The sequence below is a fragment of the Chloroflexus sp. genome, assembly GCF_056331925.1.
In genome coordinates this window covers 14,435-32,162 of record NZ_JBWGQH010000008.1, presented here as the reverse complement: position 1 = coordinate 32,162, position 17,728 = coordinate 14,435, and the positions used below count along the sequence as shown (strand labels likewise).

At 57.0% G+C, this 17,728-nt stretch carries 15 protein-coding genes; 9 read left to right on the top strand and 6 right to left on the bottom strand.

The window, feature by feature from the left end:
- Nucleotides 1-834 (top strand): pantoate--beta-alanine ligase, encoded by an 834-nt coding sequence (gene panC, locus AC01ZF_RS05800; RefSeq protein WP_428111521.1) that lies wholly within the window; start codon nt 1-3, stop codon nt 832-834.
- A 114-nt stretch (nt 835-948) separates the two neighbouring features.
- On the opposite strand, the gene AC01ZF_RS05795 is transcribed toward panC, so the two are convergent.
- On the bottom strand, nt 949-2,298 hold the full coding sequence (locus AC01ZF_RS05795; protein ID WP_424675356.1) for an aminotransferase family protein: 1,350 nt from the start codon (nt 2,296-2,298) through the stop codon (nt 949-951).
- 158 nt (nt 2,299-2,456) lie between these two features.
- Between AC01ZF_RS05795 and AC01ZF_RS05790 the strand changes: the two genes are divergently transcribed.
- Nucleotides 2,457-3,104, top strand: coding sequence for an NUDIX hydrolase (locus tag AC01ZF_RS05790; RefSeq protein ID WP_424675355.1), 648 nt, complete (start codon nt 2,457-2,459; stop codon nt 3,102-3,104).
- Between the two features lie 73 nt (nt 3,105-3,177).
- On the opposite strand, the gene AC01ZF_RS05785 is transcribed toward AC01ZF_RS05790, so the two are convergent.
- Both AC01ZF_RS05785 and AC01ZF_RS05780 read right to left on the bottom strand, forming a co-directional pair.
- Entirely contained in the window at nt 3,178-4,359 is a 1,182-nt protein-coding gene (locus AC01ZF_RS05785) for a S1C family serine protease (RefSeq protein ID WP_424675354.1), read from the bottom strand.
- Nucleotides 4,360-4,547: 188 nt separating this feature from the next.
- Nucleotides 4,548-5,489: a TIGR01777 family oxidoreductase gene (locus AC01ZF_RS05780; protein WP_428111526.1), complete on the bottom strand. Its 942-nt coding sequence runs from the start codon at nt 5,487-5,489 to the stop codon at nt 4,548-4,550.
- A gap of 144 nt (nt 5,490-5,633) precedes the next feature.
- On the opposite strand from AC01ZF_RS05780, the gene AC01ZF_RS05775 reads away from it, so the two are divergent.
- From AC01ZF_RS05775 to AC01ZF_RS05755, 5 genes are all read left to right on the top strand, one after another.
- Nucleotides 5,634-9,008, top strand: a complete 3,375-nt coding sequence (locus tag AC01ZF_RS05775) for a cyclic nucleotide-binding domain-containing protein (protein ID WP_428132085.1) — start codon at nt 5,634-5,636, stop codon at nt 9,006-9,008.
- Nucleotides 9,009-9,093: 85 nt separating this feature from the next.
- A complete protein-coding gene (locus AC01ZF_RS05770; protein ID WP_476575199.1) occupies nt 9,094-10,095 on the top strand; it encodes a LacI family DNA-binding transcriptional regulator in 1,002 nt (333 codons plus the stop codon).
- On the top strand, nt 10,092-11,000 hold the full coding sequence (gene rbsK / locus AC01ZF_RS05765) for a ribokinase (protein WP_476575198.1): 909 nt from the start codon (nt 10,092-10,094) through the stop codon (nt 10,998-11,000). Before AC01ZF_RS05770 ends, rbsK begins: the two co-directional genes overlap by 4 nt.
- Nucleotides 10,997-11,392, top strand: coding sequence for a D-ribose pyranase (rbsD, locus tag AC01ZF_RS05760; protein WP_424675349.1), 396 nt, complete (start codon nt 10,997-10,999; stop codon nt 11,390-11,392). The genes rbsK and rbsD overlap by 4 nt, the downstream gene beginning before the upstream one ends.
- Nucleotides 11,393-11,424: 32 nt before the next feature.
- Nucleotides 11,425-12,198 (top strand): ABC transporter permease, encoded by a 774-nt coding sequence (locus tag AC01ZF_RS05755; RefSeq protein WP_428111531.1) that lies wholly within the window; start codon nt 11,425-11,427, stop codon nt 12,196-12,198.
- A 6-nt stretch (nt 12,199-12,204) separates the two neighbouring features.
- On the opposite strand, the gene AC01ZF_RS05750 is transcribed toward AC01ZF_RS05755, so the two are convergent.
- From AC01ZF_RS05750 to AC01ZF_RS05740, 3 genes are all read right to left on the bottom strand, one after another.
- A complete protein-coding gene (locus AC01ZF_RS05750) occupies nt 12,205-12,744 on the bottom strand; it encodes a hypothetical protein (protein ID WP_424675344.1) in 540 nt (179 codons plus the stop codon).
- 160 nt (nt 12,745-12,904) lie between these two features.
- A complete protein-coding gene (gene ftsY / locus AC01ZF_RS05745) occupies nt 12,905-13,897 on the bottom strand; it encodes a signal recognition particle-docking protein FtsY (RefSeq protein ID WP_424675343.1) in 993 nt (330 codons plus the stop codon).
- A 70-nt stretch (nt 13,898-13,967) separates the two neighbouring features.
- On the bottom strand, nt 13,968-14,741 hold the full coding sequence (locus AC01ZF_RS05740; protein ID WP_424675342.1) for an esterase/lipase family protein: 774 nt from the start codon (nt 14,739-14,741) through the stop codon (nt 13,968-13,970).
- An 86-nt stretch (nt 14,742-14,827) separates the two neighbouring features.
- Between AC01ZF_RS05740 and AC01ZF_RS05735 the strand changes: the two genes are divergently transcribed.
- Together AC01ZF_RS05735 and AC01ZF_RS05730 are read left to right on the top strand one after the other, a co-directional pair.
- Nucleotides 14,828-15,295: a (2Fe-2S)-binding protein gene (locus tag AC01ZF_RS05735; protein ID WP_424675341.1), complete on the top strand. Its 468-nt coding sequence runs from the start codon at nt 14,828-14,830 to the stop codon at nt 15,293-15,295.
- Entirely contained in the window at nt 15,292-17,454 is a 2,163-nt protein-coding gene (locus AC01ZF_RS05730) for a xanthine dehydrogenase family protein molybdopterin-binding subunit (RefSeq protein WP_476575197.1), read from the top strand. Before AC01ZF_RS05735 ends, AC01ZF_RS05730 begins: the two co-directional genes overlap by 4 nt.
- The last annotated feature ends 274 nt before the right edge of the window (nt 17,455-17,728 follow it).

The window sequence follows — 17,728 nt, the reverse complement described above, 5'->3', positions numbered from 1 at the left end:
ATGCAGGTTGTGCATACAATAGCAGAAGCACGCCGCGCCCGAGCGGCGTTTGACGAACTAGGTTTTGTGCCGACAATGGGCTATCTGCACCAAGGTCATTTGGCGCTCGTTGAGCAGGCACGCGTCGAATGCCCGGCGGTCGCAGTGAGTATTTTTGTTAATCCCACCCAATTCGGGCCACACGAAGATTATGCCCGTTATCCGCGCGATACGGCGCGCGATCTGGCGCTGCTCGAAGCCGCCGGGGTCGATCTGGTATTCATCCCAACCGTCGAAGAGATGTATCCACCCGGTTTCGGTACGTATGTCATCCAGCCTGCCGCCGATGAGGTGTTGGAAGGGGCGGCCCGACCCGGTCATTTCCGAGGTGTGGCAACGGTGGTATGCAAATTGTTTAACATCATTCAGCCGACCAAGAGCTATTTTGGGCAGAAGGACGCTCAACAGACCATCGTTGTGCGACAGATGGTACGTGATCTGAACATTCCGGTCGAGATTGTGATTGTGCCAACAGTGCGCGAGCCGGACGGATTGGCCCTGAGTAGTCGGAATGTGTATCTCACCCCAGAGCAACGAGCGGCGGCGCCGGTGCTGTACCGCGCCTTACGAGCGGCCGCCGAACGCTACGCTGCTGGTGAGCGGAGCGGTGAGATGCTACGGGCAGTGATGCGTGAGGTATTGGCAACCGAGCCGTTGGCAAAACCGGAATACGTTAGTGTTGCGCATCCGCACACGTTACGTGAGCTGGATCAGATTGGACCAGAAGGGGCATTGCTGTCGATGGCGGTTCGATTCGATCAGGTCCGGTTAATCGACAATTGGGTATTATTGTAGGCGGCGCACGGCTGTGCGCCGGGTAGGGTAGCGGCGCACGGCTGTGCGCCGGGTAGGGTAGCGGCGCACGGCTGTGCGCCGGGTGTCGGCGCACAGCCGTAATGGAATGAGGGATTATGTGGTAGCGACGGTTGCCTCGATGGCATCGGCAATAATGCTGACGATACGGTCAACCTGTTCGTAGGTGGTGACAAGGGGTGGGGCGAGACAGATGGTATCGCCGACGACACGGGTGAAGAGACCGCGTTCCGTCATCGCTTTCTGAACTCGTACACCAACATTGGCGCTAGGCGGGAAGGGTTCCTTCGTAGCGGTATCGGCGACCAGCTCGATGCCGGCCATCATACCTTTGCCGCGGACATTGCCAACATGCGGTAAAGCGTACAATTCTTGGAGACGGCGCAACATGTAATCGCCCACTTCGGCGGCACGCTGTACCAACTCTTCGCGCTCGATGATCGCAATGTTTGCCAGAGCTACTGCACAGGCGGTCGGGTGGCCGGAATAGGTGAAGGCGTGCATCCACCGTTGCTCGGGCGGGACCGTCTCGATCACCTCGTAGATGCGGTCGCTGACACCGATACCACCGAGTGGAATGTACCCTGAAGTAATCCCTTTGGCAAACTGGGCAATGTCGGGTTCGATCCCATAATGCTCCAGACCAAACCACCGTCCGGTACGACCAAAACCGGTGATAACCTCATCGCTGATGAGGAGCACGTCGTAGTAATCGCAAATCTCGCGAATCCGCTTGAAGTAGTCGTCTTGGGGTGGAATGACGCCCCCGGCACCCTGCACCGGTTCGGCGATGAAGGCAGCGACGGTTTCTGGTCCTTCGCGGAGAATTGCCTCTTCGAGCAGATTTGCCGCCGCCACACCATCGCTTAGGTGGGGAGTCGGATTGACAAAGCGGTAAGGGTAGGGCGACTCGATGTGGATAAACCCAGGCACCCGTGGCTCAAACATCGGCCAGTAGGCGGGAAGGCCGGTAGCACTCATCGCAGCCATGGTGACGCCGTGATACCCTTTCATCCGCGAAATAAACTTCACTTTCTCCGGCTTGCCGACGGCCTTCCAATAGAAGCGGGCCGTCTTGAACGAGCTTTCGGTGCTCTCGGCGCCGCCTGAGGTGAAGAAGAAGTGGTTGATACTTGGGTAGAACAGTTCGCTCAACTTGCGCGCCAACTGGATGGCAGGCAGATTGGTAGAACCGACATACGATGAGTAGTACGCCAGTTGTTTCATCTGGGCGCATGCAGCTTCGGCCAGCTCTACGCGACCATGACCAACATTCACATTCCACAGCCCACTGAGACCGTCGATGTACTCACGGCCTTCAGCATCGATCACAATCGCGCCCCGCCCGGCGACCCAGACCTTAGGATGTTGGTGCGCTGTCGGGTGAGCTAAGGGATGGATGAGATAGTCGTGATCGGCCTGAATCGGATCGAACAATTCGTTCACACATGCCTCCTCACTAGCGATGTAGATCTCGATAACTCGATTGTAGCGAAGAAGAGCGGTCGCGGCAAGTTAAGAGAATTATTTAGGTATACTAAATAATTTTCACGCCTAAGACAATCGCAGTACAATAGGGCAAACACGCACGTGTCGAGTACGTTATGCCTTGGAACGAAGACATCAACCGCATTCGGCAGGCTCTTGCCGAACCACCGCCGGCGCGTGACGAACTGCTGATTTTGCGCCGGCTCGATGGTACACCACTGCGCCCATTTACGCCACCACCGGATGTAACCCCACGTCGGTCGGCGGCGCTTCTGCTCCTGTTTCCCCACGACCACGGCCTATACGTCCCGCTGACCGTGCGTTCGAGCCGAGTGACGACCCACCGCGGTGAGGTATCGCTGCCAGGTGGTGGTATCGATCCCGATGACGATGGTGCGGTGGGAGCAGCGCTCCGCGAAGCGCACGAAGAGATCGGCGTTGATCCGACCAACATCGAGGTGCTCGGGGCACTAACGACCTTCTACATCCCTCCTAGCAACAATTATCTGACACCCATTGTAGGTTTTCATCCGACGGAATTTGTGCCAAACCACGATCCGGAAGAGGTCGAGCTTGTCTTTACGGTACCACTCTCTTCTCTGTTCGATCCGGCCATCATCCGTGAAGAGATTTGGGAACGGAACGGTATACCGATGCGGGTACCGTTCTTTGCGTTGAACGGTTATAAAGTTTGGGGAGCAACTGCACTCTTGCTGAGTGAATTTGTGGCTCGGCTACGGCGGATCGGATGGGAAGAGCGCTAAGCACGCACTCAAGCCAAAAAGGGGCGCACGCATGTACGCCCCTTTCTCCATAGCACGCTGCGTGCCCTGCGCATCAGCGCAAATCGCTTGGCCGCTCACCGAGGGTAACCTTCACGTTCTGCTCCTTTCCGTCGCGGAGGATGGTCAATTCAACCGTATCACCGGGCCGGTACTGCAACAGCAACTGACGCAACGACGTATTGGCATCGAGCCGTTGACCATTGACTGCCGTAATGATGTCGCCTTCGCGCAGACCGGCTTGTGCTGCTGCGGTATTAGGCAACACCGCCAACTGACCACTCAGACCAGAGCTAATGAAGGCACCATTCTGCACGGGCAGATTATACTGAGCCGCCACTTCACCATCGATCATCAGATAGGTAATACCGAGGAAGGGATAGCGCACCTGACCGGTCGCAATGATCTGATCGGCCACATTGGCGAAGATACTGCTCGGCACGGCAAATCCCAACCCTTCAACCGGCGCGCTGCTACCGAAGCCAAAATCGTTGCGCACGACCATCGTGTTAATGCCAACTACTTCACCCTTCAGGTTAATCAGCGGGCCGCCGCTGTTTCCACTATTGATCGCAGCGTCGGTTTGGATCAGGCCCTCCATGCCACTACCGGGCACCGAACGGTTGAGCGCACTCACAACACCGGCGGTAACGGTATTGCGGAAGTTGCCGAGGGGGCTACCGATAGCCAGCACCGTCTCGCCGGGCTGTAACGCTGCCGAATCGCCGATCTGGGCCACGCCGGGCACTTCACCATCAACTTTCAGCACGGCAATATCGTTGAGTGAATCGGTACCGACCAAGCGAGCCTGCCGGCGAGTACCATCGGCAAAGAGAACGAAATAGCGCTGTCCTCCATCAACGACGTGATTGTTGGTAATGATATAACCGTCATCGCGGATAATCACCCCACTGCCGCTCCCACGACCGGTACTACTCTCGACGGTGACCGTCACTACCGCAGGTGCGACGCGCTTCACCGCTTCCACCATAGCATCGGACAAACTAACGACTGCGGTTTCAGGAACAGTTGCCGATCCAGTCGTCGGTTGGGTTGGTGATACAGCACTAGTGGTAACCGGTTGGCTCTTGAGCGCGGATACTGTCGCCGAAACTTCGGCAACGGTCTGCCGTGAGACCAAATACCCTGCGACACCGCCAGCCGCCCCACCGCCCGCTACACCGATAAAAATGCCTAGCAAAAAGACGAAGATCAACGCCAAGCGATTAATATTCATACCGAACCTCCTTTGCATCAAGCAGTAGCAACTGCTTTGTGCTGAGGTTATCATGCACCGCGGATTTTAATATTTAGTTAGAGCAAGGTAAGAAGTTGATGAGATGGTGGGTACGGTAATAAGCAAATCGACGTGTCGAGCCATAAGGTAAAGAGCAAGCCCCACGTAGTGGAGCGAGCCACCCTGCGTTAATGAGGCAGATTCAGCAGATCGCGTAACGCCGGCTCAAGCTCGGTAAAGTGAAACCGATAGCCGAGACTAAGCGCCTTGCGAGGGAGAGCATTCTGACCATAGACGACTACATCGGCCATTTCACCCAAGGCAATGCGCAAACTAAACTCAGGGACCGGCAACCACGACGGCGAACCGAGCACCTTCCCAAGCACGGCGGCAAAATCACGATTGGCGAGCGGTTTGGGAGCGGAGGCATTCAGCGGACCACGGACCTGTTCATGTTCGAGCGCAAAGCGGATTAAACCAACCTCGTCAGCCGGATGAATCCACGGATAGACTTGCGTTCCCGGCAAAATCGGACCGCCGGTTAACAGCTTAAACGGCAGCATAAGTTGCGGCAACGCTCCCGAGTCGGGATCGAGCACCAGACCGGTGCGGAGCATAACCGTGCGCACCCCCAACGCTTCAGCCTTGGCTGCTTCGGCTTCCCAGGCTACACACACCTGCGCCAAAAAGTCTTTGCCCGGAGGAGCATTCTCATCGAGCGGCGTGTTATCGCGGTAGGGTCCATAGTAACCTACTGCCGACGCACAGACAAAAACCGACGGACGCTGTTGGGCGCCAGCCATTGCATTGACGATCCCACGCGTACCGATGATCCGGCTATTGCGGATTTCTGCTTTATATTCCGGTGTCCACCGCCGACCTAGCAAGCCGGTCGCAACCGGTGCCCCGGCTAAATGCACTACGGCCCATGCGCCATCGATGGCTGCCGCCCATGGCCCCTGTTCAGCAGGCTGCCAGGCCACGTAGTCAGCAGCACCGGGTAACAGCGCACGAGCACGTTCGGGATTACGGCTAAAGATCACAAGCTGGTAATCGTCACGCAACTCGGCTACTAACTTGCGACCGATCAGACCGGTTGCTCCGGTGATAATAATACGTTTGTTGCTCATACTAGCATCGTACCTGTGATTTGAGGCATTGTCAATGGATTATAGACACGTCTGTTAAGATGAAAAAGAAGGCAACTCGATGCGTTGATCGGATTTGACAGCCACGTCCGGCAGCGGACACAACACGACCGCCGGAGCGCTCTTATGACACAACTTCTACGAGCACAGCGGCGGCTCTGGGCTGCTATAGAACAGCAAACCACGACACCGCCTACTCAACATCGTCGCATTTATCAACATATCAAGCACCAACTCGTCACTCATCCGGACGGTGAGCATGGGGTATGGAGCATCTTACGTCAACGCGCCGATCTGGCTCTCTATAAGCCACAACGGCTGAGTGACGTGATCGAAGAGACGTTGCTTGAGGATAACCAGCCCATCACCGTACTACGTAGCCCGAGCGGTCACTACCTGTGCTTGAGTACAGCCGAGCGTGAGTTGTGGCAAGCAATGGATGGCACACGCACCATTGCCCAACTCGCCACTATGGGCTTTCTGCGCTTTAAGCAACTGTTGCCGGTTGCCGACTTGGTAGAAACCCTACGCGCACAAGGATTTCTCACCGATACGTCGGTCGGCGTGTATCGCCATTTGCGCCACTACCTTGCACAGCAAACTGCCGAAGGGATTGGTCAGCGTCTGTTGAGCTTCACCCATGGCCGTAGCTTTGAGCTACAGCATGTGGATAGATGGTTCGATCTGCTGTACCGATGGGGTGGACGCTGGCTCTTTACCCGTTTCTTTGCCATCGTGCTTGGCATGCTGACGATTATCGGTATCACCTGCTACTTTTTACCGGGCGTCGGTGGTAGCGATCTCGTGAGCGACGAACACCTTGCCGGCGATATGTTGATGTTGGGAATGGCACTGTTTATCACGCTCACGCTCCACGAAATCGCGCATGGATTGGCCGTTAAACATTTTGGTCGGCATGTCGGACGAGCGGGGATCATGCTCTACTTCGGGATGCCGGCTGCCTTCGTTGATACAAGTGACATATGGTTGGCGCCGCATTCGGCCCGTATGCTGGTCTCGCTGGCCGGGCCACTATGCGACCTGCTCGTCGGGTCGCTGGCCGCGATCATTGCGTGGGCAGCGCCAGAGACGTTAGGCGGCATATGGATGCGTCGTATTGCAACCGCTTCGTACCTAACTGCGCTCTTCAACTTCAACCCGCTACTCGAACTTGACGGCTATTTCATCCTGGTCGACGCTTTACGCTTGCCAAACCTGCGTAAGCGTGCATTGGAATTTATTGGCGGACCATTGTGGCAAAAAATCCGGTCACACAGTCCGTTGAACCGGGAGGAGCGCATTTTTGCCGGGTACGGATTATTGAGCGCAATCTATACCGGTGTAGCGGTCATGATGGCGACCCTCTTCTGGCAACGCCAATTTGGGAGTATGGTTGGTGAACTCTGGGCGAGTGGCTGGTTCGGACAACTGCTGGCAATCTTGCTCTTTGGGCTGGTGATCGTCCCTTTGATTATCGGTATCATTTTGGCCGGTTGGGGGTTGGTACGAGCCACTGCCGACTGGATGGTACGACGCGGGTACACGCGCAACCCTTTGCTGATCGCAACCGTGTTTGGTCTACTGGCGCTGACGAGCGGACTATTCCCGCTACGGTTTGGGGTGAGTTGGGAAACCGGCCTTGTGCTGACCGGATGGTGGATGGTAGCCGTAATCGTACAAGGGTATCTACAAAGTGACTATGCAGGAGCGTGGATCAGCCGTGCCCTCGCCAGCTTCTTACTCATCAGCCTTATTGAAATGATAGCGCAAGCCGGCTACCTCGTCGCCCCCGATGCCGTGCGCATCTGGTCAGGCTTAGAGATTGCCGGTTACGCCTTGCTCTTGTTTGCCGGATTCATTGCATTGCTGGATGTCAACTTGCAGCAACAGAACAGCAGCCAATTGATCGCCAGTGCCTTGCTGCTGACACTAGCGTTTCCCTTAGGAGCCATTGCTGCCGAACTGATCAGGATCGCTCACCCAGAGTACAGTTCACTCTGGGCATTAATCGCCGCTGTACCTATCTACAGTGGAGTGATCGGTCAAGCACTGCTATTGCCACTGCTCATCAGTTTGCGCGATACCCGTCTCTTTTGGAGCTGGCTGCTACTCTGGTCAGGAATCCTTATCCAAATCGGGAGCTATTTACTCGAACTACTACCGGAGTGGCGCAACACTCCGCTTGCTCTCGTTAGCCTGATCGTAGCCGCCGGTCTGTGGGCCGCTGCATGGAGTACCCATCTCGTCACCTTGCGCAGTGTTAGTCTGAGTGGGTTAAGCTGGCCGCTCACGCCTGCACTCGGTGAGGCGGTACGGTTACAAGATGCTTTTCGGCATTTATACATTGGTTTGTACCGCCTCTTACGCAATAATTACGGTGTACAACGCACGCGAACCCTCGACGACCGGATGGACGTACTGGCAGCGACGGCAAACTGGGAGATCACTTTTGATCGCGATCAAGTTCGGATCGGCCCAACCGTACAGAGCCTCCCACTCGACGAGCAAGGAGCGCGGTACGCCGAGGTCTTACAGTATGCGGTAACGATCCTCGAACAATTGGCCGGTCGGACCTTTGCCCATCGCGCGCTAGTGGCCGCGTATGACGCATTGCCATGGCCGGAACGGGAAGCACTCGAACGACACTGCTTAGCGCAAATGGCGAAGGCATATGAGATCTTGCACACCTTCGGGAATGCACGTGAAGCCCGGATCAGACTGCTGCGCCAGATCGACCTGTTTGCCACGTGCGACGATCACGAATTACAAGCATTAGCTGCGGCGTTTACCGACCAACGAGTACACGCCGGTGAGATCATCTTAGGAGCCGGCGAGCCACCGCGAGGGATTTGGGTGATCGAAACCGGCGAAGTCCTCGCCCGCAACGGTGATACAGTTCAGGAACTGCACCGTGGCGACTACTTTGGCGAATTGCAAGGACCAGAAATCACCGACTACGAATACCGGGCTAGTATCGAGAGCATGCTCCTCTACTTACCGGCGGGTGAACTGCACCGAATGATGCACGGTGCCGCACCGCACACCGCGGAAGGTGCAGAACTGCTCAAGCGCATGCGGTTACTTGAGCGAGTATCCCTCTTTGCCAACCTACCGCGTGCTCAACTACGAGAACTCGCACGAGCGGCTATCCACCAAACCGTAGCGGCCCGCCACATCCTGATTCGACAAGGTCGGCCTAACGGCTATCTGTACGTTATTGCCGATGGACAAGTAGCCGTCTTACGACGAGAAGAAACCGAACAAGGCCCCCGTGGGAACGTTCGCTTGGTCGCACGGCTTGGCCCGACTGAATTTTGTGGCGAGGTAGAACTGATCCGTGGCACATTACCGGTAGCGACTGTTATCGCGCTCACACCACTAGACGTAATTGCAATACCGCACCATGTGTTGAAACGGGTGATGGTAGGCGGTGATCACATCACCCAACAATTTGAGCAGATCGGGAGCGGCCGATTATTGGAATGGCGTACCCAAAGCTAGCACGATAGCCGACAATTGGTGATTGACGGCAGGCGCATCGTCTGATATACTGCTGCGCAAACGATTGCGCAAACGATTTTTACCCATGACTACCATTCGCGAAGTCGCATTACGAGCCGGGGTTTCGCCATCGACCGTCTCGCACATCATCAACAACACACGGTTCGTAGCACCGGAGACACGCGCACGGGTGCTAGCGGTGATGGCCGAACTCAACTACCGACCGAACGTCTTGGCACGTTCACTACGGCGGGGAGAGACGCATACCATCGGGCTGATTTTGCCCGATAGCGCTAATCCCTTCTTTGCCGAAATCGCGCGGGCGATTGAAGACGCTGCATTTCGGGCTGAATATAACGTCATTCTCGGCAATACGGAAAATAACCTCGAGCGCGAGCAAGTGTACGTTGATGTCTTCGTCCAAAAGCAGGTTGATGGCTTGATCTTTGTAGCCACCGGTGACCAAAGCCCTTCGCTCGAAGAGCTATTGCGACTCGGCATACCGGTAGTCGTCGTTGATCGGCGGCTCCCCGGCCTTCAAGCCGACACCGTCTTGACCAACAACCTACAGGGCGGCCTGCAAGCAACGCGCTATCTGTTAGAGCGCGGCCACCGCCGGATCGGGTGCATCACCGGCCCCTCGCATCTGACACCGAGTGCCGATCGGGTCGTGGGCTATCGGCAAGCATTGACTGAATACGGAGTACCTATCGATGAGCGGCTAATCCGGCGTGGTGATTTCCACCCGCACTCAGGGTATGCGTTAACCCACGAGCTGTTGCAATGCGATCCACAACCAACCGCCTTGTTTGTATGCAACGATCTGATGGCACTAGGCGCACTCCGGGCATTGGCCGAAACCGGTCGGCAGGTACCACACGATTGTGCAGTAGTGGGGTTCGACGATATTGAGTTAGCTTCTTACGCCAACCCACCGCTCACCACCATTCGTCAAGACAAAGCCGCGCTAGCAACAATGGCAGTGCAATTTTTGCGCGAACGGATTGCGCGTACCGACATACCGGCCCGGACCTACACCGTGGCAACGACGCTCGTGGAACGATTATCAGGGGGAACAACCGTATGACACCAACCATCATCGTGGTGGGTAGCCTCAATATAGATCTGGTCGTGCGGGCGCCACGCCATCCGCAACCCGGTGAGACGCTGATCGGCAGTGATTTTCAGACCTTTCCGGGGGGCAAAGGGGCGAATCAGGCGGTTGCCGCCGCCCGGCTTGGCGCACGGGTACGAATGATCGGGCGGGTCGGGGTAGACGCTTTCGGTGATGCGCTTCTCAACGCCGCGCAGTACGATGGGGTTGACACCAGCTACATCCAGCGCGACCCTGACGCAGCCACCGGTGTCGCGCTCATCACCCTCGATGCTCACGGCCAAAATACCATTGTAGTCGCTCCTGGGGCGAACATGCGGGTGAGCGAAGCTGACGTACAGCGGGCGGAGGCACTATTTCAAGGAGCGGATGTCGTGTTGATGCAGCTCGAATGCCCACTCGACGCCGTGATGACAGCAACCGAGCTAGCACATCGATACGGAGTGCAGGTGGTGCTTAATCCGGCGCCGGCCCGTCCGCTGCCGGTGGCGTTACTGAGCCAAATCGATTATCTGCTGCCCAATCAGCTTGAATTACAAGCACTGGCGGAGGGCGAAACCGATCTGATGGCGGCGATCGAGCGTCTGCAACGGCAAGGAGTGCGTAATCTGCTGGTGACCCTCGGGTCAGAAGGGGCACTACTGGCGACTGCCGAACAGACCACCACAGTGCCGGCATTTCAGGTACCGGTCGTTGATACGGTGGCTGCGGGCGACGCATTTGCGGGCGCGTTTTGTGTGGCACTCGCCGAAGGCAAACCACCACTCGAAGCGGTACGGTGGGGCAACGCAGCCGGCGCATTGGCCGTCACGCGGGCCGGCACCCAACCGTCGTTACCGTCACGAATGGAAGTGATGCGCTTGTTGGAGGTGCAATGAAAAAGACCTTGTTGTTAAACAGTGTGCTGTCCGAATTGATTGCCAGTCTCGGCCATGGCGATATGATCGTGATCGGCGATGCCGGCTTACCAATTCCGCCAGAGACACGGCGGATCGATCTGGCGTTGTGCCGTGGGATACCGCCGTTTCTTGAGACGGTGCGGGTGATAGTAAGCGAGATGCAGGTTGAAAAAGCGCTGATCGCGACGGAGACCGGCCAACGCAGTCCGCACATTCGTGACGGTTTGGGACAGCTTTTACCGAACACCCCCTTTGAAGAGGTAAGTCACGAGCAGCTCAAGGCATTATGTCGGCAAGCACGGGCAGTCGTGCGCACCGGTGAGTACACCCCATACGCTAATGTAATCTTAGTAGCCGGTGTGGTCTTCTAACCAGGCAGCGGCGCCAGATTTCGGAGTATCGTATGCGCGCATTCTCACTCACCGATGAACTGATCGATCGCCGCACATTCGGTCAACACTTTGGCTTGATTATTATCTTCGGCTTATTAGTGCTCGGCCTGACCCTGCTGTCCGACCGTTTTCTGACGCCGGCCAACTTGACCAATATTTTGCGGCAGACCGCCATTAACGGCATTATCAGCGTCGGGATGACGTTGGTCATTATCACCGGTGGGATCGATCTCTCGGTGGGATCGGTATTAGCGTTATCGGTCACAATCGGGGCAGCTCTGATGAAACAGGGCTGGTCGGTGCCGGTTAGCGTCATTGCCGCATTAGGTTGTGGTGCAGCATTGGGCTGCATCAATGGTCTCTTGATCGCGGTAGCGCGTATTCCACCCTTCATCGCTACACTAGGTATGCTCACGGTAGGACGCGGCTTAACTCTGCTCTACACGCAAGGACAACCCATTACCGGCCTACCGCCGACATTCCGCTGGATCGGCACCGGCGACATCGGCGGCATTCCATTCCCGATCATCCTCATGCTGCTGGTATTTATTATTGGTGGCATCTTCCTCTATCGAACCACCTATGGTATGCAGATCTACCTAATGGGCGATAATCCGGTCGCTGCCCGCCTCGTTGGCGTACCGGTGACACAACTAACCGTGCTGGTTTACACCCTCTCGGGCTTATGTGCTGCGTTAGCCGGTCTCGTTCTGATTGCCCGGCTCGACTCGGCTCAAATGATGACGGGGGGAATTGAACGACCCAACCGCAGACGAGGCGCGTGAAACCTGCTATGGCAGCAAGAAGATCTGTACTTCGCCGTTACGTGCATTGCGGGCGGTGAGTCGGTAGCGAATCTGGCCCTGATCGTCGCTGCGGATCGGGCCACTGCGCGTCACTTGCGATCCCGGCCGGCTCGCCAAAACGAACGAGACCGCACCGTCAGGCTGGATGAGGTCAATTTGCACATCACCTGACTCGACCGACAGGAACACGATTGCCTGTACCTCGGTGTTGGGCGGTAAGGCAGGCACCCGATACTCGTCGGCGCCCTCGGCGCTGACAAAGGTCGTTAGAATGTTGGCTGCACTGCCCTGGAGGGAGACCGTCGTCTGCTCGCCGGTGATGAGCAGGCAGCCGGTAAGGAGCATAACCCAGCCGCTCAGGCAGAGTATCGCGATGATCTGCCTGAGCGCCGAGCCAAACCGTCGATCAACCATATGACTCTGGACGGTAATCAACGGTGTAGGTTTCTTGTTGGGGCACCAACTCAACCCGAGCCGGTTTGCGTGACACGAGACGCAGATCGACGCCACAATTCCGATTGGCACACACGACAAGCCCGCCGACGGGCACATACGGAAAAATCGCGAGTTTCTGTTTGCAGGATGGACATTTAACAATTTCGACGGACATACCAGTACACCTATCAGGATGGGCACAGCAGTGCGGTGCCCATATGTTGGCAAACACGACGCCACTTAGCCGTTCTTACGAATTCTTCACCACGGTTGGTTCAGCAAAGAGTGCGTCAACGAACGTTTGGGCATCAAACAGGGCCAGATCATCGAGCTTCTCGCCGGTACCGATGTAACGAATAGGCCGTTCGATGTCTTGCGCAATGGCAAAGGCGATCCCACCCTTTGCCGTCCCATCCATTTTCGTCACGGCCACATCAGTCACACCGGCAGCCTTGAGAAAAGCTTTGGCCTGTAACACCCCGTTCTGGCCGGTGGTCGCATCGATCACCAGGATCGTCTCGTGGGGCGCACCGGGCAGCTTACGCGCAATAATATTGCGAATCTTCTCAAGCTCTTGCATCAGATTGTACTTGGCATGCAAGCGACCGGCGGTATCGACGATCAAAATGTCGACATCCTGCTCCAGCGCAGCATCGATGGCTTTATAGACCACCGCAGCGGCATCGGCGCCTTGACCAAGGCTGACGCATGGCACGCCGGCTCGCTCTGCCCACGTCTCAAGTTGCTCGGTGGCAGCAGCACGGAAGGTATCACCGGCGGCAAGCAGTACCTTCTTGTCGAAGCGATTTTTATAGCGGTGAGCAAGCTTCGCGATGAGGGTGGTCTTGCCGGCCCCATTCACACCGACGACCAAAATCACATACGGTTTGGCATCAGGACGCTGCTGGCCAGCATATTCGGCAAAGGTACGCACCATCTCGGCCTTGAGCATCTCGCGCGCTTCACGTGCTTTCTTGACACCGTAACGATTCACGCGGTCGATGGTGCGATTGACGAGATACTGCGTTGTTTCCAGACCGACATCAGCCTGGATCAACGCCTCTTCAAGTTCGTCCCACAATTGATCGGTGATCGGATCATCGTTGGCGAAGAGTTTTGCGATCCGACCAAAAATACCCTGGCGTGATTTTTCCAGTGAAGCAGCAACCTGCTCTTGTTCACGGGCAGCTTCTTCTTCGCTACGCGGTGCATCTTGAGCGCGTCCAAAGAGACGGCGAAACATATCGGTTCCTCGCGAGTGATGGTTGGCGCAACTTTCACTATTCGGCGCCACAATCACAACATGGTTGTCGTCAGCGCGCCAGTTTAACCGGCGATACAGTTTGATTATAGCCGATCACGTCGGTTGATGTGGCAGCATATGCGCCGGCAGCCTGCCACCAAACCGCGACTGTGGCCGGGCTAGAGCCGTACCAGAGCCGGTCGGGACGTGGATCGTGGCGGAGACCGGGAATAACGATCTGCAACGCACCGGGCAACAGGCCGTAGTCAAGCGGAACGACACCATCACCCCATTGTGCGCCCTCGCCGCTAATGAGACGATAGCTCTGATACGCACCACGTTCGGGTGGTGGACCATTGGGATCGCCGAAGATGCTGCGCCCGATCACACTCACATACTGCACCTCTGACCAATACGCACCCGGATAACGCTGTTCGACCCAGCGGATTTGGTTGAGGCCGCCAATCCGTCCGGTGCGCTCGGTACGCTGCGGAGTGCCAAGGGTGATAAGCATAGCAACTCGCTGATAACCGTTACAGACGTAACCGCGGTAGGGTTGATCACCGAGGAAGATGCGGGCCAGTATACCACCGGCGCTATGGGCAACCAGTGTGACACGCGAGCTGTTAGTAGCGGTAAGCACGTGGTTCACTGTGCGGTCGAGCTTGCGCAACAGCTCAGCATAGCTGTCGGTCAACGTAACCCACGCCCAATCAAGGCGGTTGATCGGCGTAATAAAGACCGGCCGTCCACTCACCTCGGCGAGGTACGTCTGTAATGGTTGATACAGTTTTGGTTCGCTGGCAAAACCACCGACGATCAAAATTGGTGTGTTGGTCATCATGAATTATTCGTAGTATACTGTGAACAGGTTTTGCACAGATATTGTACCAAAGAATGGCAATGCCTGCACTTTGCGAGAGGGCACGTATGGAACTTATCATCAATGGTCAGCGTTACACTGTCGCCAACGAACCGACCCGCCCATTACTTTACGTCCTCCGTGATGAGTTGGGCCTGACGAGTACCAAGTTTGGGTGTGGAGCAGGGATTTGCGGAGCATGTACGGTTCATATCAACGGCAAAGCAACCCGCAGTTGCCAAATGATGGTGCATACGTTGGCCGGATCCACGATCACAACCATCGAGGGGCTAGGGAATGGCGAGCGATTGCATCCGGTCCAGCAGGCCTTCCTCGAGCTACAAGTACCGCAGTGCGGTTGGTGTATGAGTGGGCAAATGATGACCGCCGCCGCACTCTTGGCCGAGACACCCAACCCGACCTATGATGAGATGATCGCAGCGATGCGCTACAACTACTGTCGGTGTGGTTCGTATGCTCGCATTGCACGTGCCGTCATGCGTGCCGCCGAATTGATACGGGAGGAGGCAGCATGAAACGTGAGACACGCCCACAACGCTGGCGCATGACGCGACGTGGCTTTTTAATCGGATTGGGATTGGTCGGCGGTGGCCTGGCACTCGGCGCGACGCTAGGATTACCGGCAGCCCGGTTGGCCTTGGCCGATTTTTTTGGTGATGTGATCGAGATACCCTCATCTTTTTCACGAGAGCCGGCCGTCTGGTTCAATATTCAACCTGATGGGCGAGTAATCATGGCGATGCCGAAGGTCGAGATGGGGCAAGGGGTGCATACGGCGCTCGCCCAAATTGCGGCGGAAGAGTTGGGCGTAGCGTGGGAGCAGGTCGGGATTACGCAGAGTAGTTCGATTGGGCCGGTACGTGACGGAGCCGGTACCAGTGCCTCGTATTCAGTCATTTCGCTCTTCCCGATTTTGCGCGAAACGGCGGCTACCATGCGTGAGATGCTGCGAATAGCCGGAGCTAAGGAACTAGGGATTGAGCCAACACAGACGCAGATCGAGCAAGGATTTGTGATTGACGCAAGCAACCCAGCGCGGCGGATCGGTTTTGGCGAACTTGCCGCGCAACCACGTGATTGGCAGCCACCGGAAGCAGCACCGCTCACTCCGCCTGAGCGCTGGCGAATTATCGGGCAACCAGTACCTCGGCTCGATCTACCGGCAAAAATTCGGGGTGCTGCGATTTATGGCTACGATGCGCGTGTAGAGGGCATGCTGTACGGTGCAGTCGCTCGTCCGCCTCGGCTAGGGGCAAAACTACGGCGTGCTGCACCGGGTACAGCGCTCGAACGACCAGGTGTGGTGCAGGTTGTGATCCGCGACGGCTTTGCCGGAGTAGTGGCCGAGTCGCGCCTTACCGCCTACGCCGCGCTCAATGACCTTGAGCTAGAGTGGGAGTTACCGCCCCCCTTCACGCACCGCGACCTCGAAGAGCAATTGGTGGCGCAGGTCGGGTTGGGCACACCCGTTCAACAACGCGGCGATGCCGCGAACGCATTGCGCACGGCTCAGGTGATCGAGGCAGTTTACCGCACGCCACTCGCCGCCCACGCCAATCTTGAACCGCAAGCCGCGTTGGTCGATGTGCAACCTGACCAGGTGCGAGCGTGGGTGAGTACACAATCGCCGGTACAGGTGGCGAATGCGATAGCCAACCTGTTGGGTCGTAAAGCAGAAACGGTCGAAGTCACCCCAACGTACCTCGGCGGCGGGTTTGGTCGTAAAGTCACGACTACCGTCGCGAGCGAAGCGGCGATACTCTCGGCAGCAGTAGGTAAACCGGTGCATGTCGGTTGGACGCGCACCGAAGAGTTTCGTCATGGCTATCTCCGGCCACCGACCTACGCCGCTTTCCGAGCTACGCTCGACGCAGATGGCACCATTGCCGCACTCGAACAGCGGCACGCCAGCGGAACGGTACTCTTTGACCTCTTTCCGGCGCCGCTGCGGTGGCTGATCGGTAGTGATTTCGGCGGCTGGCGTGGAGCACGGCTAATCTACAACATTCCCAACCTGTTGGTGACGGCGCAAACGGTAGCACTACCGGTGCCGACCGGACCGTGGCGTGGGTTGGGTCTGCTGGCTAACGTCTTTGCCGTCGAGAGCTTCATTGACGAACTATCCCATGCAGCCGGCAGTGACCCACTTGCGTTTCGATTGCGCCACTTACCCGATACCGAACAGGGCCGACGAATGGCAGCAACGCTACGCACGGTCGCGTCCATGGCCGGATGGGATCAACCACCGCCGGCAGGACGTGGGCGCGGTCTAGCATGCAGTGTAGACGCAGGCACAATGGCTGCGCATATTGCCGAGGTCGGTTATGAAGGTGACCGGTTGCGCGTGTATCGGGTCTGGGCGGCGATTGACCCCGGTCTTGCAATTAACCCTGACGGGTTAGCCGCACAAACCGAGGGTGGGATCATGATGGGGCTAAGTGCCACTCTGTTTGAACGGGTGACAATCAGTGAGGGGCGGATCGAGGTCGGTAATTTCGACCGCTATCCGTTGCTGACCATCGCTGATGCACCAGAGATCAGTGTAGAGATTCTGCGGAGCGGCAACCAGCCGTTTGGAGGCGGCGAACCGCCGATGGGACCGATTGCCGCCGCAGTTGCCAATGCAATCTTTGCGCTGACCGGTGAGCGGAAGCGGCAACTACCGTTGGTTTGACAAGGCGCAGCGGACGCTGAACGCAACGGCGCTAAGAGCGCAGCGGACGCTGAACGCAACGGCGCTAAGAGCGCAGCGGACGCGAAGGTTTTTAGGTCGGGTAAGAGTGTGCTTGGGGTTATCCCTATAAAACACTCTGCGCTCTCTGCGTCCTCTGCGCCTTACTCTACATTGCCGGCTACCGCGTCGCTTCGGTTCTATAAAACACTCTGCGCTCTCTGCGTCCTCTGCGCCTTACTCTACATTGCCGGCTACCGCGTCGCTTCGGTTCTAT